This is a genomic window from Bacteroidota bacterium, assembly GCA_016721765.1.
In the GTDB taxonomy this organism is placed as follows: domain Bacteria; phylum Bacteroidota; class Bacteroidia; order UBA4408; family UBA4408; genus UBA4408.
This window is the reverse complement of sequence record JADKHO010000002.1, coordinates 1,060,215-1,086,901: the sequence shown is the minus strand read 5'-3', so window position 1 is coordinate 1,086,901 and position 26,687 is coordinate 1,060,215. Positions and strand designations below refer to the sequence as shown.

The 26,687-nt window shown below is 34.9% G+C and carries 9 protein-coding genes; all 9 read right to left on the bottom strand.

The annotated features are described in order from the left end of the window. Genes IPP32_12700 through IPP32_12660 form a run of 9 tightly spaced genes read right to left on the bottom strand, consistent with a single transcriptional unit; the run spans position 1 to position 26,301 of the window. Positions 1 to 12,741 (bottom strand): hypothetical protein, encoded by a 12,741-nt coding sequence (locus IPP32_12700; protein ID MBL0048943.1) that lies wholly within the window; start codon positions 12,739 to 12,741, stop codon positions 1 to 3. A gap of 16 nt (positions 12,742 to 12,757) precedes the next feature. Continuing rightward, a complete protein-coding gene (locus IPP32_12695; GenBank protein ID MBL0048942.1) occupies positions 12,758 to 13,510 on the bottom strand; it encodes a hypothetical protein in 753 nt (250 codons plus the stop codon). A gap of 1 nt (position 13,511) precedes the next feature. Beyond that, positions 13,512 to 15,536: a hypothetical protein gene (locus tag IPP32_12690; GenBank protein MBL0048941.1), complete on the bottom strand. Its 2,025-nt coding sequence runs from the start codon at positions 15,534 to 15,536 to the stop codon at positions 13,512 to 13,514. 14 nt (positions 15,537 to 15,550) lie between these two features. Further along, the gene (locus IPP32_12685) at positions 15,551 to 18,583 is read right to left on the bottom strand and encodes a hypothetical protein (GenBank protein MBL0048940.1); all 3,033 of its coding nucleotides are present in this window, start codon (positions 18,581 to 18,583) and stop codon (positions 15,551 to 15,553) included. A gap of 42 nt (positions 18,584 to 18,625) precedes the next feature. Further along, positions 18,626 to 21,223: a hypothetical protein gene (locus IPP32_12680; GenBank protein MBL0048939.1), complete on the bottom strand. Its 2,598-nt coding sequence runs from the start codon at positions 21,221 to 21,223 to the stop codon at positions 18,626 to 18,628. Beyond that, positions 21,220 to 21,909, bottom strand: a complete 690-nt coding sequence (locus tag IPP32_12675; GenBank protein ID MBL0048938.1) for a hypothetical protein — start codon at positions 21,907 to 21,909, stop codon at positions 21,220 to 21,222. The genes IPP32_12680 and IPP32_12675 overlap by 4 nt, the downstream gene beginning before the upstream one ends. After that, positions 21,906 to 22,433 carry an OmpH family outer membrane protein gene (locus IPP32_12670; GenBank protein MBL0048937.1) on the bottom strand — a complete coding sequence of 176 codons (528 nt, stop codon included), beginning with the start codon at positions 22,431 to 22,433 and terminating at the stop codon, positions 21,906 to 21,908. Before IPP32_12670 ends, IPP32_12675 begins: the two co-directional genes overlap by 4 nt. A gap of 16 nt (positions 22,434 to 22,449) precedes the next feature. After that, the gene (locus IPP32_12665; protein MBL0048936.1) at positions 22,450 to 23,544 is read right to left on the bottom strand and encodes a hypothetical protein; all 1,095 of its coding nucleotides are present in this window, start codon (positions 23,542 to 23,544) and stop codon (positions 22,450 to 22,452) included. A gap of 12 nt (positions 23,545 to 23,556) precedes the next feature. Continuing rightward, a complete protein-coding gene (locus tag IPP32_12660) occupies positions 23,557 to 26,301 on the bottom strand; it encodes a hypothetical protein (GenBank protein ID MBL0048935.1) in 2,745 nt (914 codons plus the stop codon). Between the last annotated feature and the right edge of the window lie 386 nt (positions 26,302 to 26,687).

Sequence of the window (26,687 nt, the reverse complement as noted above, 5' to 3'; positions counted from 1 at the left end):
TTATTTACCAAATTCCTTTTTAGCGGCATTATCGTATTTTTGAGCATTTTTATTCTTTTCTGCTACACCTCTATTTGTGTTTCCTGAAGTTCCTCTTTGTTTCTTTGCCCCACCATTTTTATCAATCAAATTTTGCTCTCTACCTCTTATTGCATCGGAATTAGAAGACGATTTATCTAATTTTGCTGGACCATGAGTCTCATTCATGTGATGATTTTTGTCTCTATTAGCAACATTCTGCTCTGGAGTACCCTTACCACTTGTTTTACCAGAGTAAACTCCATCTTTTGGATTCTTAGGTTGTTTAGTATAAGTCTGATAAGTTTTTTGCGTTTTAGCTTCCGCCTTAACTAAATTCTTCTCTACCTTACTAACCTTTTCAGTAGTTTTAGCAACTTTGTTTACTTTAACAGCAGCTTTTTCAGCATCCACTATTTTATCAGCTGCCTTTACTACTTTAACAGCCGTTTGCGCCTTACTAACTAAACTACCTACACCTAAAGTTAATCCATCAATTACAGCAGATTCAAGTATCTCACCACCGTCAACATCAGTTAAGGCATCACCTATACTTTTACCTTCTGCCACATTCATTATCACTTGAGTGGCATATTCTTGTACAGCACCTTTTATAAATGCAACGCACCAAGGGCAATCTCCGTCAGGGTCTGTTTCGGAAATCGGATTATTCTCCATTGCCGCATAAGGACTTTCGTCTGGGTATTCATCAACTTCAGGGTCAACGCTAAACCATCTTCCTAATCGTGGGTCATAAATACGGTGTAGTGTTGTATAAGAGTTTCCACCTCCCTTAACTTCATCGTCCTTCTCCATTCCATTAAACCCAAACCTATACCCCCCCCCCTCCGCATTCGAAACATTCAAAAATCCAAATTTAGGAGATGCATCAATCCAATTATCAATACCGTTGTACCAATTGTCTACAAAAATAGTATTTCCATCCCGGGTATAAGGAATATTATTTGCGATAAAATAATTAACGATTTCCTCCACATAGGTTTCTACTGTTGGATAACCGCCAGATACTTCAATTGTTCCTGAGCCACCTGCTGTATGAATGTATAAATTCTCGCTAGATAGAAGAGGGCGGTCAATTTTGATGGCAATATTTCCGGGTTTTAATTCATGAAACGTTCGGGCAGGCATGGGCGCTCCAAAGGGATAATAATCGCTTGCCGTAATCAATTTGGCTTCGTTATAATCCACAAAATCACCATCCGAAAAACTTAGTGGTATTTTATAATCAGTAATCGTTGCCAGCACATTGCCCAAATGGTTGGTACATTCGTATTGTTTTAGTCCTAAGGTATTCGAATTAGAATAGGTACTGCTTTCGGTTTCAAGGGTTATTGCTTCTAATTCTTCCGGCGAGTAATCGCCAAAAGGGGTTGCATTTCCTATCAGTTCAATAGGGGTAATATCTGTTCCCAACCTGCTGCTTCCATAAATATCATGCTCGAGTAATTTAAAACTTTCGGTTTCGGTTACTGTGTTGAGTTTATTTGCATAAGTTGCCATTATATTACCCTGGGCATCGCGCGTGTAATAAGTACTTTGAATAAAATTATTGTAGCTATCACTTTCGTGCTTCGCAATGCGGTTGCCACTGGGGTCATAATCAAAACTCAAGTTATGCTTTGTACTACCTTGCGGGCGAATAATTTGCTTTATTTTTCCACTAACCGTCCACTCAATATTTTCAATTTCTTCTTCTTCATCAAATCTTAAATTTCCTAATTCATCATATTTATAGGGTGTTTGGTCATTGATGTGATCGGTTTTAAAAATTCCGGTACCATCTATGTCATCAACTCTTTTATAGGGTAAAATATTTTCTTTAATATGATATAACCTGTTTTGTAAAAGATTTGTGCTAGCATCTTTGTTATAACCATACTCTAGGTCATCAAAAGTAGTTCCGGTTTCGTCATTGCGGCTTTGTGTTAAAATGTTTCCATTGGCATCATAACTAAAAATATTACTATACATGGAACCATTACTTGTAAGTCCATTGTTGTTCGAAAATTCCCAAAACAATCCGTTTTGATTACTGAAGGAATTGGTTTTAATTAAACGGTTCAATTGATCGTAATTGTAGGCTGAGCCCAAAATATACTTTGGAATATTGTAGGGTTCTCGATTACCGGTTAAAAATTGAACAGGCTCCATAAGTGAAGTTACCATGTGACTTATATTTCCATTATATAAGTTATGCCTGGCATCCAATAAATTACTAACATGATAGGGTATCGCATTATTTCGTGTATACAACTCAAAATACGTGTCCTGCTCACGCATTGTTCTGTCAATAGAATGGTAGTCTCCTTCAAAATATCCTAAGGTATACCCAAAAACATCGGCGGCAACATAACGATTTTGAGGGTGTTCGTCAAGAGGACTATTGTATATTCCATCGTGACCTAAATCGTTATATGGGAGCAACTGATTACTATTAACCCCTTTTATCCATCCTTGCAAGGTGTAAGCATAATCAATTCCTTGTACTTTGTTTTCGCCTAATTCAACACGCGCTAATGGTCCATGCTTGTAGTAAAAATATTTGGCATCCCGGCTCCAAAAGGTTTTATCGCGGCTTGTTTTAACTTCGGTTAAACGATTATCGGCATCGTAATCGTATTTATGGTAGAACTGATCTGAATAATTGCGTTGATAATCAACTTCATTTACCTTCCCACTAATCAGGTCGTATTTATACTCTGTTTTTTTGAATTTTTGCATCTCCACCGGAACTTCCTTGTTTTCTTGCAAAAGGGTTTTAACATTTCCATGAATATCATAACTATAGTGCGATGCACTTGCATAGTTTTGATGTTCCGGGTCATATACTTTTTCGAAAATAACCGATGAAACCCTGCTTCTTAAATTTTCTTGATTAATTGGTAAAGTGTAAATCGCTTTGTCATAAAAAGTATGCGTTACTTCCACCTTGTCTACCAATTGTATCCACTCTTCAAACTTGGTTTTATTGATTACTGCAGGGTTAAAAGCATCGTCCACAATATCTCCAAATATTTTTCGGATAGGGAAGTTGTTATTGGTTTGCGCATTTTGAGCATGTAATTCACCTACTTCCGAAATTCTGCCGAGTTCATCATACAAGGTATAACTATAGTATTTTTTGTTTTCGGAATATTGCTTTGTATTCTGAGATAAAACCATTCTGCCCAAGCGGTCGTACCAAAAGCGGCTGCTGTATCGTCCTGTTTCATCCAAAGCAACGCGCGCATAATTTGCATGGGTCAAATAATTTTTTCCGCCAATAAAGCATTTGCTTCTCGAAGAAAACGAAAGGCAATTAATATTTATATCAGAAGGATTGCTGTTCCACTCGTCTGTCAAATTGGGCTGGGTCCAGTCATTGCCCGAGTAGCTTCGATGCGAATAAACCGATAAATTGGAATGGTAACGAAACAGTTTTCCATTTTTACCTACTGCATATCCATTTTTAGTATCAAAAAAGTGCACAGCCATTAAGTCATTTAAGTTTTGAGCCGGATACAAATTCCAAACATTATAACTCGGATTGGAACTATTGCTAATATCCATAGCCAAAAAATAGCCCGCGTTGCCACTCACAATTACCCGCTTTTCTGAAACCATTTGAAGGTTGTTGAATACTGCACCATTAGAACCTGATACTGCTCGCCATTGTGAAGTAGTTACACCGGCTGTAGTGGTTATTTGTTCAATACCGGCACTTGCCGAACCAACGGCCCAGCCATTTTCGGAAGCGTTGAGCCTTATTTTAACTGCGGTGGTAGCCAAGCTGCTTCCTGAAACAAAGTTAGTTCCATTTAATTTTAAGGAATTGCCGGAGTTTTGTAATATGCGGGCTTTAGCGGCTTTAAAAGCTGTTACGGCAATTACGTTCGTGTTATAAAAATCTATATTATTGGGTACTGATTGCCAATTGGATGCGCCGGAGTTTGTATAGCGAATAAAGGAATAATCACCAACAACATATCCATCAAGTAGACTGCTAAAGTTTACTTCATTTAATTTTACAGGAAAAATATTCTTTAATTGCATTCCTGCATTTCCTGCATATTTAAAAATGCTACTTCCATTGCCAACAGAAATTATGGAGCTTAAATCTTTCTTAAAACAAAGGCCGCTAAAATTGCAATTGGCAGGCTGTAATCCTGCTAAAATTGGGGCATTATTCGGGTTCGTATAATCATTAAAGTAAAGTATTGTTCCATTATTTCCACAAGCATAGGCTTTGTAATTAGTACTTAATACGATATCGTTTAAATTATTATTACTCGGTACATTCAATACCTCAGTAGCAAGATTAGTATTTATAGTGGGTTTGGCGATTCTCCAAATTTTTCCTCCATTTCCTGCCATTAAACCAATTTCATGATCGGTAAAATTTATGGCTTTAATATCATTTACTATACCTTCGGTTAGCACGTTCCAAGGTGCTCCCCTTTCAGATTGATACAGCACCATACCATCCTTTCCAACTACCATTTTAAAAGGCGGGTTATCTGGTGATATATAAATATCTTCTAACTCAAGAGGATTAATATTGTCACTTGATTTAGGCACAATATCACCGGATTGTTTATTCATTTCAAGAATGGCACCGGCAGTTCCACTAGCCAGCATCATATGAGAATTATTTAATGAAATGAATGATTTAATTGATCCATTATAGTGACTGCTGAGGTTGTTATTAAAGGATAAGTTTGTTTTGTTTAATTCAACCATGGTTTGGGTTGTGGCGCAATAGCCATAAACATAATTTGAATATTCTTGTATGTCGTTAATATCCGAGTAAATTGAATTACCCGTTAAACTTCCTAAAAGAAGCTCATTTTTGTACAATTCACCACTGGTACTTAGTGCCAAAAATTCATTTGAATTATTGCTACTACAAATAATGCTTTTGAAATTTAAATTCGTGTTACTATTGTAAATAGAGCAAACAACATTTCCACCATTAACATTTTGAAGGTACCCAAAACGTCCATCAGCGGTTCCAATCCACATATCCGTATAAGTAGTAGTTGCCACAAAAGGATAGGAGGCGGTAATATCTAAATTAGACGGAATAATCGAAATGTTTGAAAGCACAAATGGATTTAGGGAAATATGCACAAGCTTACTATTACTTCCAACTGCATATCCATAGGCGTCACCTGCTTTGAAATACAATTGATTATAGTGGTCTGTAGCATTGCTGAAAAGCGTCCAATCATTTCCGCCATTGCTCGTTTTCCAAAGCTGGTTCAAACCATTGCTGTTTTTTTGGATTGCGATACCTAATGTTGCGTTATAAAAATAAACATCCATGAAATTTCCGGCGGTTTTGCTTTCTATAAAATCCCAAGTTGTTCCACCGTTTATAGTTTTCAATAGCGTTCCATCATCTCCGGCTGCAAAACCTTCAGTATTAGAAATGAAACTTAGTTTTTCAAGATTTGGGCTTTGGTAATTATTTTCTCTTGTCCAAGTGTGACCACCATCGGTACTAATATAAACACTTCCCAGTCCATTTTTATTTGCTGTAGCATACCAGTTTTCTAAATAATCCATTTTTACTGATGTAATATTTTCATCGGCAGGTATTCCGGCTCCGAGTTGAAAATTCACTCCACCATCTGTCGTATAAAATACGAGTCCTAAATCTCCAACAATTACACCTATATACTCGTCTTTAAAATATAAATCATTTAAACCAATTTCTGTAACATTACTTGGCACACTCAGCGGTAAACCAGGGTCATAAACTTTTGAGTAAAGCGGTATCATATCCCAATTATGCCCATCGGTTGAGCGTAATACTATACCATGATTTCCTATTGCAAATAGATAATCTTTATTTTCAACTACACGCTGAACTTTTTTCAAATCAGTGGTTACTGTATTTGAAACGAGTGTCCAATTAAGTCCACCGTCATCAGTAGTATATAGCATCCCACGTTCAATATTATCGATTGTTGCATATCCGGTTAAATAACCCTTATTTGTAGATACAAATTGTGTGGAATTTATTTCCAAACGACTATCCAAACCATTCGGAAGTGTTAACTCAAATACATCCATTTTATCATGATCCGGAATGCTTTGCCGAATTAATTGATTCAAACTATTGTATTCGTAAGTAGAGTATAATGTATGCGAGGTGGAAAAATTATGCGTATTGTTTTCACGGTCGTCCTTAACTGCATCAAATTCCGTTGAAGTGCTTAGTAATCTAACTCCTTCGGGTGGAACTGTCCGAACCAGGTTACCTGCTTGATCATAATAGTAAAGTGTATAATGATACTCCTTATCAAAATATCTTTCATTTAACTTTTCATGTAAGGCATGTAGACAATGTCTATTGTATGCGGAGGTTATTTTGTTTTTTTGGAAAAGGATATACTTTTTGTAGGCCTCATCATTATTTAATCCTGCAATGTGCAACTGTTGTTCTTCACAAGGGTCTACCTCCGGAATAGAGATGGGAGAACTGGCGGTCTGATCGGCTGGTTCAGGAACACATACAAGAGTAGGTTTTTTTGCACAAAAAAGAGATACATTTTTCAAACTATCAAAAATATCTGGCGTAATGGTGCGAGGTGTATTTATTACAGTATACATATAGCCGGCATACTTTTGAACGCAAGCACAAACATTTAATCTTGTAAGGTAATCAACCGTTTCTTCATATTCAATACCACCATTTGGAAGAACACCAATTTGAAGATAACCAAGATTAGCAGGTGTCAATTGATAGCCCCCTGAAGCATAAGCATTGTACTTGGCCACCATCTTGTCAAAAAGTACGTGTGATGCTTTGCATTCAACATAATTTGTCCATGTCCAATTATCCTTACAAGGTGGGAACTGAGCCAATTCAACTGCCGGGGGAGGAGTATAAATCCCTCCGCTCCAAATTCCCATGTAAAAATTTTGTAAATAATAGGCATAGTTTGGCGCGCATTCGCAATACTGTTGAAAAATGCTAAAACTTGGAAGAATAATCTGTGAATAATTATTGCTTAATGCCCAAATATTATAATTATCTATAATTTCTGGGAAAATACAATAATACCAATCTTCACAACTTCCAATAGGGTATTCACAATTTGAGAGTCTATGGAAACCTTGAGGAATTTGATTATTACCTGAATAGGAGTTTTGTAAAATTGTATCTGAAAAGTTTGCCGTTTCTTTAAATGCTATTCTTTCATTTGCAGCTGAGGGATATGTTAATTTGTCAAATTTCGATGAGGACTTCGTGCTTATAAATTTTGGAATTGAATTCAAAGAACTAAATTCTTTCGATACAATAAGTTTACGCGAATCCATTGCGACTTTTTTAGCAGCTCGGTCATGTCTTTTTCTTTCTTGAATTTCATCTGTTGATACGATATAAATATATTTTGTGACAGGCTCACAATCTACACCTTTACTAATAGAAATTTTAACTTCATAAGTTGCTTCTCCACTATAAGTATGGGTTAAATTGGAAGTATTACTGCTTCCATCTCCGTAATTAACCGAAATAGTATAGCCGCTTAAATCACAATTGTAGCTTGGGGAGTCAAAGCTCAGTGTAAATGAGTTCCCAGCTTCAACAGAACTGGGATAATGTATAGTGAAGTTTTGGCAAGGGATACATGGCGGAGGAGGGTTTCTAAAACAAGGGTCACATTCTTTAAGTGGGAGGCAAGATTTTCCAAAAATAATTCCTGTATGAGCGATGCCATTAATAGTGAAAGTTGCATCGCAGTTAAATTCATAATAATTTCCATCATTATCAGGGCTTCCACTTAAAAATAGTTTAGTAATGCTGGTAAGTTTTGTCAAATCTTCTGAACTCCATAATTTAAATTCACAGGAATTAAAACCGGCCTGTATTTCAAATTCGATTTGGTAATCTGCACTTGCACTCGAAAAATTGCTGGTAGTTGAAGTTAATCCATGAGGAAAGTAAGATTTTATTAAATTGGTGAATTTATAACTGGTTGTTAAATCAATACTGGATTGATTGGCAATGCTAGGGCTAATGTCTTTTAAAAGTTCAAATAAATCGGTCTTTAGTTGATAAGCATCTTCTTTGCATTTTTGGGGCAATGGCAAACCACATGCACCCATTTCAATTCCTTTTTCAGGAGGTGTAAGATTAGGATCATATAAAGTTACAGTACCTCTAAAGTCAGTGAAAATTTTTCCATATTCGTTAAACGCAGCGATTTTGAAGTAATTTAAATAATCACCTTTAATTAATTTAAATCCGAATATTGACGGGAATAATGGATCAAAATCTTGAATTGGAATTGTTGGAGGATTGTTAGGTGTTGGATATAAAGATGGAATTGTAGGGTAGCATGCAACATCAAGGTCTTCAAAATGAATGATGAGCTTTTTGTTGGGATTGCTTGAAACATAAATTTCATATTGCCTATTATTTTGAGGGTCTGCATTATTAAAAGTTAATTCCCATTTTAAATTTGTTGAATTTGTAATTCCAAGCACATTGCGAATGTTATTGGTAATAAAAGGGTCATAGTAACTGCTTGGTCCTATATCAATAGGACTTGGAATATTATAGTTAGCATCATACGCAAATTGGCTACTGCCGGCTAATGCTGAAAACAATTTTTGTAAATCTTTGGCTAAATCATTGGGTTTGCAAACTTCATTAAAAGTGCAATTTTCCAAATCTATTTTAGTTGAGCCATTAATGGGGGTATAATGAATTCCTAAAGCATCGGTCACCTCAAGATCGGCAGTAATGTTATAGTCGAAAGGCGAAGTAGAACCACTGGTTGAAATCCATTTAAAATTAACCATTCCAGTTACTTCCGACCAATCGAAAGAACTATTTGCAGTATTCAAATTTAAAACAATTGTTTTTGAAGTTTGACCTGCTATAGTAATGGTTATTGTTGATCCCTGGTTACTAACAACAGCAGAGTAGTAGCAAGGAGTGTAAGTGGTTGAAGAAACAACCGTATTATAAAGCTCTTTAGTAAATTCAGGATACAAGGATAGAGATAAAGGTGTTGCGTTTGGAGCATGTGTTAATTTCCCATCACTAATTATGGCGTTTAAAAATGCATTTACATGCATTACATTAGGGCATTGCCCTGTTTGTTGATAGATTTCATATTGTACTTCCTCTTGCGTGGGACTATCCTCAGGTATAATGTCTTGCTCGCCCATAAAACACTTTTTCTTTCCGATATAGAGATCTTTGTAATGAACAGAACAAGGTTGCTTATATTTAAAACAGGGCGAAAACATTGCAGTGAGACCAGGAAAGGAGCTAAAAAAATACATTCCACTGGCGATTGGGTCAAAATTACCATTACTAAAACATCCATTGTATCCGCCCGAATAGGCAGCAATAGCCCTTAAGTCAGCCTCTTTCATTTGTTCTTTTCGTTTTTCGGAGAGGTAAGCACTCTTTAATAAAACCCACTCACGGTTTCGGATTTTTGTATTCAGTGCCGCATCTGTGTTATAATTGGTGCCAAAATCAATACAGCTTCCCACCGCAGTAGAACCATATTGCGTACCACAACGTGCAGTATAAGCCGAAGCCTTCACCATTGACCAATTAGCGCCTGTATTTCCAATATCGGGCATATACCCAGAAAATCGGTTTTGAAATTGTGAAACATGATCATGCGGAAAACTATATTGATTATAAAGGTGTATTAATGAGATTCGTGGACCATTATTTAAATAAGGATCCTGGGTCATAAAATAAACTGAACTAGGAGTAGAATTAGAGGATGCTGGAGAAATTAAATTAGCAGCTACTGCTTCTTCAAAAGTTTCTGCATTTAATAATTTTACATCAAATTTATTGCTCTCGTCAATTTCCAAGCAGTATTTATAATATTCATACTCAGGGTGCATTCTAACGAGCGATTTCGCCCAACTTGTTCGCCATGATAAGACAAAATCTTCAATATTTTTTAGAAATTGGGGGTAGGTATAATATCCATTAGCATCAGAATAAACAGGCGCTCCTGTATATGCTAATTCCGGAATATATTTTATACCATTAAAGAATAAATCAATTTTAGAAATTGAACCATCAGGGTCAAGGTAATTTGAATAATAGGTTCCATTTATTAAAACTTGAGGATTTTTCCAATGATTTTGCCCTACAATGTTATTGTTTACATCAAGGTTTGTTGGTAAACTATTACCTAGATTGAAAACAGAAAGAGGTTCATTTGGATTTGTGTAATCGCCATATTGACCATTGGGCGAAACATCAGCCAACATTTTCTCATAAGCACCCTCACACCAAGTTTCAACTTTGCAGGGTTCTAGACATTTCTCCATAAGGTAATCATAGTCGAATCCGGTCCCTTTGCCTGTATTAATCCAATCATTTCGTGTTCCTAATGCAGCTTCACACCCTGAACAATCATCTAAAATATTGCAACCGGATAAATCTACACTTGGGTTAGTTTTAGGAACCAAACAATGGTTGTAACTAGTATTTAAAAATTTTTCGACATACGAATCTCGTGCTGCTGAATTTACGGTTAAAACTTTACTGATTGTGTATTCGCCTGGCTCCAAATCACTATAGTATAAATTCAGAGGTGGGTGGGTGTTATCTCCATAAATTGTATTAGCTACACTGCAACTTGGGTTGAAATGCAAAACTCCATTAACAACAGTAACTTGACCACCTACTACTAATTTGTCAGGTTGATTTGAGGCATCAGGTCTGATCTCATTACCACATTTATCGGTAAGTTGGATGCTAAGGTCGTATACACAACTAAAACAGGTACCAGTGTTAAGACAACTTTCTGGAAGCAGGGGAACATCAAGTGAATAGTTAAATTCATAATCACTCTTGTATGCGACCAGAAGTTGTGCAGAAAAAACAACTGAATCTCCTTCAACTTGGTTTGAAAGTGTATCTGAGCTTTTATTAGAGAGCAGATTAACAATCACCTCTTTATTTGCATTGCCTATTTCCGCTAATTCTTCAAGAATGGGTCCGGAAGCATCACTTGGTCCGTCACCTGCCAAAGCAGTAGCAACAGTTCTGCCTTGATTATCTAAATAAGTCACACTGCTTTGCCCATTTGGATCAATAACTATATTTTTTTTATAATTTGTGGCGTCTCCAGCTTCTGAGCCAAACATACGATCGAGCTGCACTTGATCAGGCTTGCCATACAAATATTTGGTAGTATGTCCATCTGCACCCAAACGAAAATCTCTCCCAACATCTCCTTTTTCCTTTATACGTCCTGTATTATCGGGTGTATATTCGGTTTGAGAAAATGGAAAGGTCTCTGCATCCGGCACATAAGCTTGAAAATTTGATTTATTAGGATTGGCATTTGAAAAATAATTTGAAGCTCCACTCTGGTCAGAAAGCCCTAATGGAGAAGGCGTTGAGCATTGACTGGATGGATTATCAACATCAAAGTAATTTTTCGAAAATTCATTTGAAGACCCATCATCTGCTTTATTAAATCGAACATAATATTTAAGCGGAGGGCCAAATCCAAAAGCAATTGTTTCCTCATCGTTACAGTTAACTGGAGCGGGTAAGATATTTACTGCAGGCCTTCCTTGGAAGTCATAAAGTGTTTGTCCAACAATTGTATTTGTGTCTGAACTAACTTTGGTAACTGTTTCATGTGCACGTAAACTTCCATCAAAATAATTTATTACTTCTTTTCTTTTACCTTCTTCAGCATAGCTTGCAGCATATTGCCAGTTTTTATTTTGCTCATGCGAGGCGGATATATAAACCTTGTCATCATTTAATGCACCGGCTTCCGGAATGCTCCAATTTCCATAAATAGGGATATTAAGATTTCCTTCAGGATCAACTCCTACAGGTCGGACCCTAAAAACAACATACCCATGTTCGAACACAGAAGATATAGTGTAGTGGTTTTCTTTCGTTGTGATTCGGGTGTTGTTGTTTTTAAAGTTATAGGTTAGAAGACCTTCGTCTTTATATGCACCTAAACTAATATCATAGTCATTAACATAGGTCCATTCAAGTTGGTATTCTTCTGGGCAAACAAAGGCTCCACCTATTTGTAAGCATGGACTCCATATTAAATTTATTTCACCACCATCCGAACTCTGTGATACATTATCACATCCAGTATGCAAAACTTCCTTAGTTGTAAATGACAGGAGGTGATCCTCAGCTAGTTTCATGTCGCAATATCGATCTACTTCAATATCTCCATCAATAAATAAATTTGCAGGCAAATCATCAACACCCACTCCATTAATCTGAATACCTTTTACTTCAAAAGTATAATCAATTGCATGATTGAAAGTATATGCAGACTTATCTTTAAATGGAATTATAGTTGATGTTGGAGCATCAAAGGGGGCATAATTAACCTCAAGAACTGTTGTAAATGTATATGGGCATTGCGCATTATCACAAGTATTCACAGTAACAGAAAGTTCTACAGAAACTGTATAATTTTGAGGTATAAATGTATAGCAAGAATGATCTACTCCGAGTGTTATTCGGTCCTTAAAATATTTGGTACAAGAATTCCAACCTGGGTCTTGGCTTGAATAAGCGACAATTGATTTCACATCACCATTTTTTACAAGAGTTCCGTCTTCAGCAACCTTCATACGTTCATTAAATGACATATGAGTGGCATAAAGTGATTGAAATAGTAGGAAAAAAAATAGGATTAAAAACCGCTTTTGAGGTGATAAAATATGTTCCATAATTGATGTTTTTTAATTATTTAATCAGTAAGCGCTGGTCACTTAATTTATAATATTTGTATGCTTGATTGAGCATTAGTTTATTTTTTGAACCATATGAGATGTATTTTTTTTCATCAAAATCCTCTTTATAATCGAAAGGAGGATTTAATTTATAATTTGAAAATATTATCTCGAGACGTGGCCTAACCTCCATTTCTTTTCTGGTACTCTCATCTTTTAATATTTCGTGGTTATAATAAATTACTATTGATTTAAGCAAACCTTGTTTGTTTAACTTAAATTCATAGGCACCAACCATATTTTTTTCATCAAATTCCAAACGATAAATTTTTTCAGACTCCAAATTGCGCTGTAAAATTGAAGTGCAATAGTTTAGTGTAAGAATATAATCTTCCGCAGTGAAAACCGATTCTAATTGTTTATCCGCAAAAGCCAATGTCATTTGCTTAGACGCACTATCAATAACAAGTTTTACATTTTCATTTTGTATCGAATGCACGCCTAATAGAAAACTATGAAAGTTGGTCTTGTTTTTTTTTACATACCCAAATGATTTTTCAAATGGTGAAAGCGAACTAAAGTCATTATAAGAATTATGTGCAATTGAAATGGAATAAGCATCATTTTTATACCAATTGGAAATTCGAACTAAAATCTGAGCCATTTCATCTTTTGAGATGTTAACCCATTTTACATCTGTTGCTGACCTTACTTGTAGAAAGGAGTAAAAAAGAAAGCAAAAAAGTATAGCAATTATTTTCTTCATTTTATCTTTTAACTGAACTGTTGCGATTTTCTTTTATAGTCATAATACCGCGCTCTGTTTCCTTTTTAAGACGAATCAGTTTTCCTTCTTCATCATACTCATAAAAGGTTGCATAATTATTTTCATCCAGTTCGGCTACTAATTTTAAACTTACAGGATCGTACACGTAAGACTTCATATTTCCATTTATTGGAAACACTCTCACATCATCAAAATAGCTTGTTGTATTATATGAATTCAGTCCAATTGTAATTTCGGCTGCATTATTAGGCACTGTAAACTTCTCTTCAATTCGCTGCCAGCCATCTATAATTAGCCCTTTGGCATAATAATTATGGCTTTCGACAACGCTTTGTGAAATATCTTTATGCAATACAGTAATGTAAGGGTTGTCATAGGAAGTTTTTGAAGCAGGTGCTCCTTCTTCTTTCACCCATCCGCTTATTATATATTCTTTACCTGGAGTAGGTGCAAATGAACCTATACATGATTCACAGTCATTAAGTATAGGGCATTCCCGAACATCAACTGATAATTCATAATTATTTTGAATGCATGAATTATTAGTTGACGGGTCTTTAATTTGGAGTGTTATTGTTTTTATACCAAGTGTAGAAAAAGCATAGCGTACGTGCGAAGCAGTTAATATTGGAGAACCTTCTTTAAAGTCCCATTCAATGCTCAGGGGAATTTGTCCATTTGTCTCGCAATCTACACTAACATTAAAATCTATCGTGTCGTTAGCACATACATAAATCTTTTCACCGCTGCCTAAATGAGTATCGCCTCCTAAAACACTTATTTTTAAATCAGAACAGCACGCATGGGTATTTAAATTAATAATCTTTGGTATTGAAAAATCTGAGGTACCATCTGTATTTGTTCTAGTAGCTAGAAAACTCTTACCTGCATAATCAGAATTATAATCAACTTTTAACTCCCAAATAATGGTATTTGAATTACTTGGCAAATAAGAAGTAACAGTTCCAATATATCTTTCAACATCCGTATTTTGTCGCAAAGACTGACTTGTTCCGGTGAATTGATTTTGAGGGCTCTTAAATGTATAACTGCCGCTTGTCATAAAAACTTCAATTACATCTCCAGCGTTAAGAGAGGTACCCAATATTTCGAGTTTTGTGTTATTCTTTTGAACTTTAGTAATTGCAGGACGCGAAATTCCATTATTGCCTTCAATAATAGTACTTTCAAATAAATTAATATTTCCTCTGGTATCATTATAAACTGCATTAAAAAATAAGTTTCCTGATATTTTATTTCCTATTCCATAGCGAATCTGTAGTGAAGAATTAGCTGATGACATATTCCAAAATGTGTTTGCCTTATTTGCTTGTGTTCCTCCGATAGTATTGTTATTCGGTGCATCATCTGTATTGGTTATCGATTCTTTAAGGATAAAATTTTCTTTTGGGCTTTGATCGCTTGTTGTATAGTGAATTAGTCCTAAATGATTAGACCCGAAAATATTTCCATAAAAAAAATTTCCATCGGCATTTCCAATTAACAAAACAGTATTATCTGTATTGAAAATAACATTGTTTTCAATCAGATTTACAGATGAACCTTCTAATTCAATGCCGGTTTCGAAGTTTTGAATAAGTAGGTTTCTTATAGAACAATTATTAGCTGAGGGCTTTAAAAAAAGCCCATGTAAGGCATGTCCAACTGGAATGCTACCACCATTGATCCAAATTTTGGGTTCAGGACCAGCATATCCGTTTGCAGGTTGAGTATTTCCATCAATTGAAATACTATTTGTTATTTGAGGAAGTTCATCAATGAGGTTAATAACAATTGGGCAAGCATCAAAAATTTCAAATACGATGCTTGATCCTGAAACCTGATTTGCTAGCTCTATCGCCCACCTCAATTCTCCTTCAATCGAAGGGATGTTATCTGAAGCGCTCGTAACTTTAAATTGTTGGGCTTTCAAATTAATAGTGAATAAAATGCAAACCAATAGCAATAAAGCTTTGCTTTTTAATCGGTACATGTAGTTTTTCATAGTTATTAAATTAATTAATCGCGGTTATCAATCCACTCTACTTTTTTGCAGCCATAAAAATCTGTTATTGTAACTTTTACTAAAACATTACTTGATCCGTTTAAATCAATAGATAATGTTTCTGCACCAATTAAATCTATTAAAGGATTACCCATGATTACTGAATATTCAAAAGTGTAAGGAGCATCTCCCATGGCTAAAATTTCGTATAAATGTGCTTCAGGTGAATAACTTAAGAAGGATTTCAAACTGCAAGATGTAAATTCAGGGCAATCCGCGATACCACGCACCAATGCTAAACTGCCGCCCGCCTCAATTTTTCGACTAAAGCTACCAGAGTGTGCAGTTACATTAGTAGTATTTTGTGGCCATTGTCGAAATTGAAAATGCTCCCCAATACCATCAGAATAATTATGATCTTCAAAATTATCCACTCCAATATCCGCGAATTTTGAGTTGGATGCTACAGCGGTTGGTAATGAATTATTGTATCCATAGGTAGCTGACTTATAATTTCCTAAAGCATCTTTGTTTTCTAATTCGGCACCATATGGACTAAACTCGGTCACTTCAGAAGTGTATGTCCAGTTTGCAGAATTCTTGTCCCACTTGCCACCGAATAATCGATAGTAAGGCGTAAAAGAAGTAAACACTCCATCCTTGCGTATATTGGTATTGTTTTCAACATCGGTTTGGCTTCTGTTAGTTAGGTGTAAAAAGTTCTTTTTAACTTTCCACAAACCTCGAGTTCCTTGAATAAATGGATTTGTTGAGTAGCTAATGTTTCTATCATTTCCATTTATGGTAAATAGTTCGCAAAATGTTCTTGCTTTGTTAGTATACTCTACAGCTGTCGCCTGCAATACATCTTCATAATCGTTTGAACTCGCTCTTAGACTTTTTAATGGATCTGAAAATGAAGTAATGCTAGCCATTGGAGCTGACAATTGATTTCGTCTTCCTGAGCGAATAATTTTGGCATTATATGGTCCTCCACTAATACGACTGCCATCGTGTTCAATGCACGTTATACTGTTGGGAGTTACTTTGCTTACCCAAACTTTATGAGAGTTGATATTAAGTTCATCACCTTCACAAAAATATTGTGAAGCATTATTTGTAATCGCTTCTCCATTTGTAAAAGTTAAATTGGTAGCAACATAATTTATGTTTTTCGATGCAGGCCCCATTCCATCGTAATACCAATGCGCAGGAAAAGTTAAGGAATACTCTGAATCACTAAAGTTATTTTGTATTTCAGTTGCAATTACTTCTCCGGTTTCTGAATCGTAAGCTAAATTTGTGGAAATCGATTTGGCTCCTAAATCTGTGGATATAGTTTGCTGAAGCAGTCCAAATCTTTGAATTACCTTAGTTACCACCGCTGATCGAAATTGCGTGTATTGTTTTGTGCGGGAGGGTATTATCATAGGAAACGGAATAGGTAATACAGAAACCAAAAACCCATCAATATTTGTATTTATGGATGAGGATATTGTAGAAGTTTTACTCTCTCGCATGTCCGATACCATATCAAAACATAATCCTACGGTCGCATCATCCTTTATTGTGCCATCCGGGTATATAACGGTTGCAGAATTGTCCAACCTAAATGCATCATTATAGGGCGTGCACTTATAATTGTAACGAATTGTACTAATGGCTACATCTTTATTCTCAGGATAAACACTAATTGATTTTGGTTTTCCATTCATGTCATTTAGTTCAATTACGTATCCTTGGCTAGCTGTAAGGTAATCTTTGACATTTATTCTTAATAAGGATTTTATACTTGCAGGAGAAGATTTGTCTCGTGTTGCAGATAAATCAGTTCTGTCAACTATTGTTGGGAAATCTTTGCTGGTATAAAATTCATTAACAGTTATGCCTGTTGCATGCGCATTTACGTTTGTGTTAGAGAGGTTTCTAACGGTTACTCTGCTATAACCGATTGAGGGGCTTGGAAAAAAGGATTCCCCAAATGGTTCTTCCATGTATTGGGTATCATCCGGAGCAAGTAAGTGTTTGTCTTCAAAAAATACGGGAATTTTCCAAGGATTTTCATCTCCTCCAATTAAAGGTTCATAGGAAGCAACACCTGAAGAAGTTATACCATCGGAGCTTAAATAGGAATACTCCTGCCCATAGTAAAATTCCTTTTCAAGATTATTGGTCATGCCATTCCATTCATCGCACATTTTTATTTGTTTCACTCTTGCTCCACCACCCAGTTTTTTCTTATCAGGATTATTTAGGCGTAAAAAGGAATAGTTCATTATTGCTTTCTCACCAACATGATTATTCTGATATAATGCTCTATTAGGTCCTTGAGCGGATTGAATAATATTTTTTACAATACTAGAACCAATAATGGCTTTTAATAAATCAGAACCGAAACTTTCACCAGCTCCTGTTAAGTCATCTCCCCAAACGTCACGTGACATATTTAACCTTCCAAACTGTATAGCAGCTTTTGTCATTGGGCTTATATCAACTCCATTCCCATCCCCAAAGGCAACATTGTTAAATGCAATGCACGCATATTCTCCATTTGACGAGACAACACAGTTTTTCCAATGTATATTACCAACAGGAACATATCCCGAAACATATTCATATTTTCCAGGCCTCATCGCTGCAAGGAAGCGGAAATAAAAATGATTAATTCCAGCCAGGTAATCATGTTTAAATATTTCGTTTTTCGCACCACTTGTAATAGCGTTTTTTAATTTGATAATAGCAATGGTCTCATCGTTATTTCCAGATAAATCAACTGCTTTTAATGCTGTTGATGGAATGAAAGCATCCAATCCTGCAGATGAAAAAGTGGCACTTGAAATAAATCCAAGATTAACAACTTTGAACATTTCCATCGCTCTTTTATTTTGCACATATGCATAATCGTCCGACTCATAGTCAACATTAATTGACCCTCCACTTGGGAGTTTTATTTTAGTTAGTGTCCATGCCTGTGCATAATCATTTTCAAAATATGGATCTTGTTCCGTGTATGGAAATTCTGCTGTTCCAATTTCATTCGAAACCATTGGATCGAAGCTAGTTGCTTTATTTGGTTTGTAATTGCCCCATCAATCATAGCTTTTAATATTGTAATCAGGGTTTTTAGTTGGTTCCGAATTATAGGTAAATGTATAAGGACTAAAACGACCTTTATTTGAATTTTGATAGGTAAAGAATATCTTTCTTAAGGTAAGCTTACCGCTATTTTTGTTTGACAATGTTAAATCTAGATTAGGGTCACCGGATTGTATTGCGCCCGGGTTAAAATTTGGTATTCCTTGGCACAAAGAATAGTCATAAACAAAATGAACAACTTTAATAGGAATAGCAGCAGGACCACTGTTTTTATAATAGTCTTTTTTTGAATAGAGACTAATTGATTTTAATAATCTTGAAGCTTTATTTAAATTGGTTTCCATTTCCCCATTTTTATCTTTAACTCCATTCGCATCTGTCCTAGACCCTAATTCAAAAACCGCCACATAGTTCTTTGTTACTATGCTTTTAAGATACCAAAGTTCTTTTGTACCATATACATAGCTTGCTTTGTCATCATATTTAATTGATTTTAACCCTTCGTTATAATTGGCTTTGTTTTTTTCCACAGGAACTTTCCAATTATAGTCTGAAACCAATTTTTCGTAATTAAATTTGGTGTAGTTACCGAAATCATTATCACTTGGACCCGCAATTTTATCACAGTCTATATAATCCGGTGATAAAACGGCAGTTAATAAGTATGAATGTGCGTAAGGTGGCAATTCAGTATTTGAATAGTAATTGTCCAACCCTTTTGAATTAGAGAGAGAATTGTCGTCACCACCATAAGATACAAGACCATCGACTGCATTTGCAGATATATTCCCATTGCCATCAAGATTTGACCCAATTGCAAAAGACACATCTTCCTGCTTTGTGTTATATGCTGCAATTCCATATACATAGCGAGCGCCATCATTCCGCAAGGTTGTTATTTCAGCTATATGATGATTTGGTGCGGAATATAGATTGGGTATTGTATCAAGCCCTTCAACAATTAGATCGCCTTTTTTTACGAATGTTATATTTTGACTTCTTTTATCTCTCTTTTTTCTGTAGCTATCACTTGGTATGTTTTGTGAACTTTGAGTTGTAGCATTGTAATAATTGTCTTCAGCATAAGCATTAAATTTTGTTGCTGTATTTATATTCACTCTTTTTGCATCAAAGCCATTAGCTGAGGCAAAAAATGTAGGATCTGATTCAACAGATTTTTCATTCGCCTCTTTAAAATAAACTGGCTCATATAAGGGGTCTCCATTTGAACTTTTAAAATTTAATTTGTTAATAGCATTGTTACCTTCGCGCCATCTGCCGCTGGTGGTATTTACATCTGTTTGAGCTATATCAACACCAACATGCCATATATTCCCAACTCCAACTTCACCACTAAGAGAATAACTGTCACTTGTGGTTGATGATTCTGCATCATAAACATGTCCTATATCACTTCTAAATGGGCGATAACTGCCACCAACACCTTGTCCCGAAACAGAATAAATATCATAGGTGAAATTTGTGACTGGAAGCGCAGGAGTATTTTTGGTGAATATCCCATCCTTTTCTCTATTGAAATCAAGTATTGCATTGTCATAATTTTCTCCTACTTCAGAGTTCATATACCCATATGCTGGATTTTCGATATTGTTTTTTTTCAAACTCTGTTTTGAATAGAAACCACCTACAGTAAAGTTAGGATGTACACCAAAAGCCTCAAATCCTAATTTAAAACTACCTGTCGCTGAAAAATTCTCCATTGGAAGGCTAACTTGAGGAACATAGGTTGGCATACCAAAATCGAAATTAGAGCTAACAGATTGACCATTACTAACTGATCTATCCTTATCATTTTTATTACTTTTGGATGCAGTTAATGATGCCCCAATAGTTAATGATTTTAATCCTGACCTCGAATTGAAGGAAGTTCCAACATTCAAACCCATTCCAACACTTTCTTTTGAATCGGAAGAACAAATTGTAGCTGATAAGCCAACAGTAGGTTGAATTGTAAGACCATCATCACTACTAGAAGTTATTCCTAAACTTCCATTAAGCGGGCTAGAACCATCTTTTCCAGCACTTAACGAAACATTTAGAGATTGTTCCATACTAATTCCAGTGTAATTATTGTAGCGGACACCTATTGAATAGTTGAGGCCTAATTTTAATTTACTTGTCCCAAATAACTCAACACCTGCACCTGTATTAACTCCAAATGTTTTATTATCCTTAATTTTAAATTCTTTTTTAATCAGATCACCATTGAAATCATCTGGAATTCCCCTCATGTTCCTATTAATAACACCAGGGTTAATATTCCATCCTAGTCCTACCCAACTCGCTTCTTGGTCCATGCTTATGCCGGAATGATAGCTTATGTTAACTGGATAGCCATCAACATCTAGCAGTGGAATATTATAATTGAAATCTCCTGAAAATAAATCCACCATTTCCGATGTCCCAACTGGTTCGAAACTTTGAACTTCTGGTTGGCTTGGTCCACCAGTAAGTGCCCATGAACAGGTTGGATAAAGGCCATCAAATAACACCAAAAGTGCAAGGTATACTACTGATATTTTGCGCAATTGGGCTCTCATTTTTTTCCTGAAAAACTTTCTTAGTTTCATAAGGTTTTAATTTTGGGTGTTGATTTTAATGCTAATGAGTTGAAATTGAATTTTATAATTCCTTTATGGAATAATTTGTCTTCGAAAACCAAAGTCATATTTTCACCAACTTTGTCCTTTGGCTTTTCGAATCCTAATATAAATCTTGCTTCAGGTGAGGCATCGTAGGCTCTTTCAAAATGAAATAGCGCACAAGGAATTATTTCATTACCATTTTGTAATGAAATATCAGATTGCATTTTAAAAGCACAATAGTTTACATTTTCTTGATATTCATTCTGTGAGTTAATCCCGTATTTTAGAAATTCTTGCTCATAATCCATTAACTTAATTTTGAAATCAAAATATTCCATACCTTCCAATTCCTTATAATTTCGGACTAGAATTGAATCTTTTATGCTTTCTGTTTCGAGCTCTTCACATATTATATAGTCTATTGGTTTGTATTGTATGGAATAAATGACATTATCAATAGTTTTAGTTTTTAATAATCCGTTTTCCGGATTTTGAACCCATCGGACTAATTCTCCTGGATTTAGCCTGTTTGCTGAGTTTGTACTATTTTCAGATGAAAATAAAAATGGAAAATAGTTTCCGCTTTTTCCGTTTTCACACGAACAGAAAAGCACCGTGAGAACTACTGTAAAAATTCTAATAAGGAATGATTTAGGGTAATTTGATTTCATTTTATTCCTTTATACTTAGAGTTAATATATTCTAAAACCTCCTTTGAAATATTTTTATTCTCACTCCCAAACATGAGTGAACCATTTCCATCATTACCTAATATGTATGTATAGTTTTTCTCTTTTCCAAAATCCTTTACATATTGATTTAACTGTGAAAGAATTTGTTCGTCGTATTGACTTGTTAAGTTTTGATTGTCTTCTTCAAAAACCTTTTTCTTTTGAAAAAAATCTTCTCTTTTCAAATTATACTCTGAAATTAAGTCACTATTTTTTTGATTTTGAGCTTCAATTTTTTTACCTAATAATTTTAAATCAAAGGCAAGGCTATCCAACAACTTTTGACGTAAGTTTTTTGTTGAAATGAATTTTTTTTCCATTTCTTTTTTAAATTCAAATCCATTGTAGACCTCTTGGATAACAATAAAGCCAACTTTGGGAGTATTTAACTGATTATATGCAATCCAACACGCTAAAGTGGCGATCAGGACAAATGATATAATTTGAATATTTTTTGAGTTCATAATTTTATTTTAAAATTTATGGAGCTAAAAAGCGCAATAAGAATGTTTCATTTTTGGAATTCTTAATGCTTAAAGTGTAAAAGCCGCTTTTTATTTTTAGATCATTTAAATCAATACAAAATTTATTAAAGCCAAACTCCTTTAAATCAATTTTGGGATTTTCGGAGTCAGTTTTGGTAGTTGGTTTAATTTCTTTCATTCTATCATCATAAATTGAACACTGTATTTTATCACTAGTGTATTCTTCATCAAAAACAAAGAAAACTTTATTATTCTCAGCATAGTAATAACCAGGGTCTAAGCTCTTCTTCAACCTTACATATTTCATATCTGATTTCACTTTTTCCTTAGCCAACACAAACTCCCAAGCCTCCGACTTTGCAATTATAATCCCGTTCGAAATTTTTTGAACTTGCCAGGCGTAATGTTTTCCGGGTTGCAATTCCTTTGCATCATAAGGATAAAGCAGTTGGTGACTTGTCATATAATTTTTCATGAAGAGGGGAGTGTTCGTTATGACTCCTGCTTCGGTACTTTGATCACTCAGTAAATCAGTTACCAGCATTCTAAAATACTCTCCGGGAGCAAGTAAGTTAAAGGGCTCGCTGTGTGTCCATACTAGCATGGGATTTGGGGTGTCGATCGTGTCTTTGTCCATCGGACTAATCAGCGTAAGAAAGGAACTGATGTCGGATTCTAAATCAATGCAGTATTCATCTCCAGGCTCACCGCCAAGCTGAATAAGCGTGTAACAGGCATTGTATTTTCCCGATGGCAAAGTGTGTGTATTCTTAATGTATTCAGCCTGTTTTGAGGAACTATAATCAACGTTAGAAAATTGAAATTTAAACCCGGAGAGGGAATTCATTCCTTTTCTGAGCAGGAAAGGCTGAGTTTTCAAGTTAAGCAAAAGTTCATTGGCCGAATTAAAAATTTTGCTTTCCAGAAATACCATTGTTTCCGCATCATTATTCATTACATTAATTTGAACAATAGATTGCGGAGTAACATTGTAAGAATTAATTCCGGAACTCAAAATAGAAATTTGAGCGTTTGAAATTCCTGCCAATGAAAGGAGCAAGGCAATTAACAAGTGATTAATTTTTTTCATGTTAAAATGTGTTTACCAGTTAAAAATTAGTTTAGCGTACATATAGTAAGGGAACTTATCAATTTGCTCCAATAAATAGTTGTTGTAAAAATCACCCAGAACAATTTTTTCGCCCGACAGTTCAAAAGCAAAATATTTTTTAATGGGTACATAAACTTTCAAGTTGTATCCGGTTTGAATGCTACCTGTCTTACTTTGCGAGAGCTTACCACCAAGAGTAATAACATACTTTTTCTTTAACCGAATTGAAATGTCATCTGAATAAAGCATGAAACTTGTAACAGTTGAATCCGGTATATTAGAATCGAAATAACTTAATGCGAATTCATTTTTAAACTCCCCTATACTAAGTGAATTAACAAAGGAGTAATTCTGGTAAATCGAATTTTGTATGCCATCATACAGTTTAAAATAATTATAGAGCAGGGTAAAAGTGGTTTGGTTTTTTTTGAGTTTTGGCGAATAAGAAACAATAGCACTGCTGATATAATTCTTATTCTCAATGCGCACAATTTTATCTTCCGAATTCACACGTTGCAACACCGGACTAAATGAGAAACGCACAGTTAATTGGCGCACTGGCCGATAAGTAAAGTAACTGTTAAGGGTTTGTAGATTGGTTGTTAAATAATTTATGTGCAATAAATTATCTTGTTCCTTTTTATAAGAAGCTCCAATTTTTAGTTTTCTGCTGATGGTTTGATCTACTTTTAATTCATACCTAAAATTATCAGAACGCATAAAACCTACTCCAAAGCTCTTGAAATAGGGATCAACGTATCTCGAAGTTAACTGAATGCGTGTGCTGTTTAAGGATGCAGTAAATCTACCCAAACCAGCATTTGTATGTTGGTTTGATTTTGAAATGGCATGAAAGCCTTTATCTGAATCAGGTTCAGTTATTTGTTGCAAATAGGATTTCCCATAAATTAAGTCTAGTGTGAATTTGGAATTGAAAACATATTTTCCGTCCAATTCTATGACATAATTTTTTTCTTTTTCAATTGCGTTGGTAGGAGCATTTTCAGAGGTAAATTGATAAGAGTTCTGTCCAATCCCATAAAGAAAACCTGCATGAAAATGCGATTTTTCTTTGGCTCCGAAACCCAGTTTAAATGCAGTAACTCTTCTACCGCTACTGACTTCTCGGAAATCGAAAAAATTATAAAGATTCCGTACATTTTGTAAATTGTTTTGAACCACATTGTTAGAAAATAGCAGGTTGTTTATCGTCTTGCCATACGTAAATGCAAAATAGAGTTTGGACTTTTGCATCTCCAAATTCAAACCTTTAACACCAGATCCGCTTATAAGAAAAGTGGAATAGTCCGGGTAGCACAAGCCAATTTCAAGTTTCTTTACATAGTCGAGGATGTTGTATTTCTTGTATTTGGCAAGCATAGGATTCGAGATCGAATCAGGATGCTGGAGCATTTTTATTTTTTGGTTTATCTCCTCAATTTGTCCTTGAATTTTATCTTTTTCGGATTTGTATTTTTGAATTACCTGATTCACACTATCGGCACGCTGTTGCATTTTTTTTGCTTTTACAACAGTTTCGTCTTCTTTCGAAAGTTGATTGAGCGAATCAGAATAGTTTTTTGTTTGCAAAGAATCTGTCGAAGGGAGTTTGGTATTGCCGCTATTCTTTAAATTCGAAAGCATTCCGGAAGTATCGCCCAAAGTTTGGGAATAGGAGGATGGAGTAATTTTTTCGGAATTAAGTTGTTGAGTTAATTCACTTGTATTAAAGTTCTTTTGATTTTGAATTGTTTTTAAATAAAGAATCTTTTGCTCTAGAAGTTGTCGAGAGGAATACAATTCACCTAAGTTTGATTTTAAGCCTTGTACCTCATCATTTAATTTAAGCTGTGCGTTCTCCTTATATTTCGGCACATCCAATGAAAGCCTGAAGTAATTATTTAATCCGCTAATGTTTTTAATATTGGCATAATAGTAATTAAATTGTACAGGAATTTTCAAAACATCAAAACCTAAATTTCCATCGGTTCGAACAAATCCTGAAGGCGTTTTACCTCCCACAACAAAGGGAACAACACCGTAGTCATATCCAACATTTACAGTACCAGTAGTTCTATCAAAATAGCTTGAAGGTTTATGCGGCACTAGTTGATTCAGCGCATCTTTTTTATTTTTCAGCTTTGCTTTTTGATCTGCAACAAGTTTATCTTTTTTACTGCTGTCTAAAGTGAGATTATTGCGCACAAAATCATCTTTAGCTTTTAAAAGGGAGGAATCTGTTACATTAAGTTTATTTTTTAAGGAGTCTTTTGAATACTGCGAGAGTCTGCTCTTATTAACCTCCTTAGTTTCTTCGTACTTCAATTTCAAAAGCGTATCGCTTTTCGATAAGTCTACCTTTAACGAATCTTTTGAATAATTGCGAGCGCTTGCACTTGCATTTGACTTTACAGTATCAATTGCATTCGTTGCGCTTTCTTTTGATTGAGCAGTTTTATTTTTTAACCGAGCTCGTCTAGTTTGCTTTTTATCCTTCTTCTTATCTGGAATAGTATCGTTGTATGCTGTGGTATTTGAACTATCACGAAATGAAAGCTGTTTTGAATTTTTATTTTTTCGCAAAGCACTTTTTTTGTGCTTTGTTTTTGAATCGGGATTTTGATTTGTAATACTAGAAGTGTCGTTTACAACAACACATAGAGGGGCGGATAAACATGGGTTTAAAGCAATAACCAACAAATAAAAAATGAAAAAGAAGGGTAGTATTCCTTTCATAAAGTGGCTTGGGGTTGTCGGGTAAAAGTATTAATTTAATTGTTAAATCAAAAAAAATGTTAAAAATATCAACAGGTATATGTTAATTCGATTTTTCAAATATAATGTTGCATGGTATAGCTTGTACCCCGTATTTTTACGGGGTACAAGCTATTTTATTGTAACTATTTGAAATTCAGAATAAAGAATGGTTTCAAGAGTCGAAACACCGTTAGTTTTGAACGAAAATTCAAAAAATAGAAGGCTAGAGAAATGCTATAAAAAATCTTTTAATGGCTAGATTTTGATAATAAATCTAAGAATGGAGGATACCATGATCTAACTATTTCAACCTTGAAAAGTAAAAGAGTGAATTAACTAATTTGAATTTATTTCAACTTAACAAG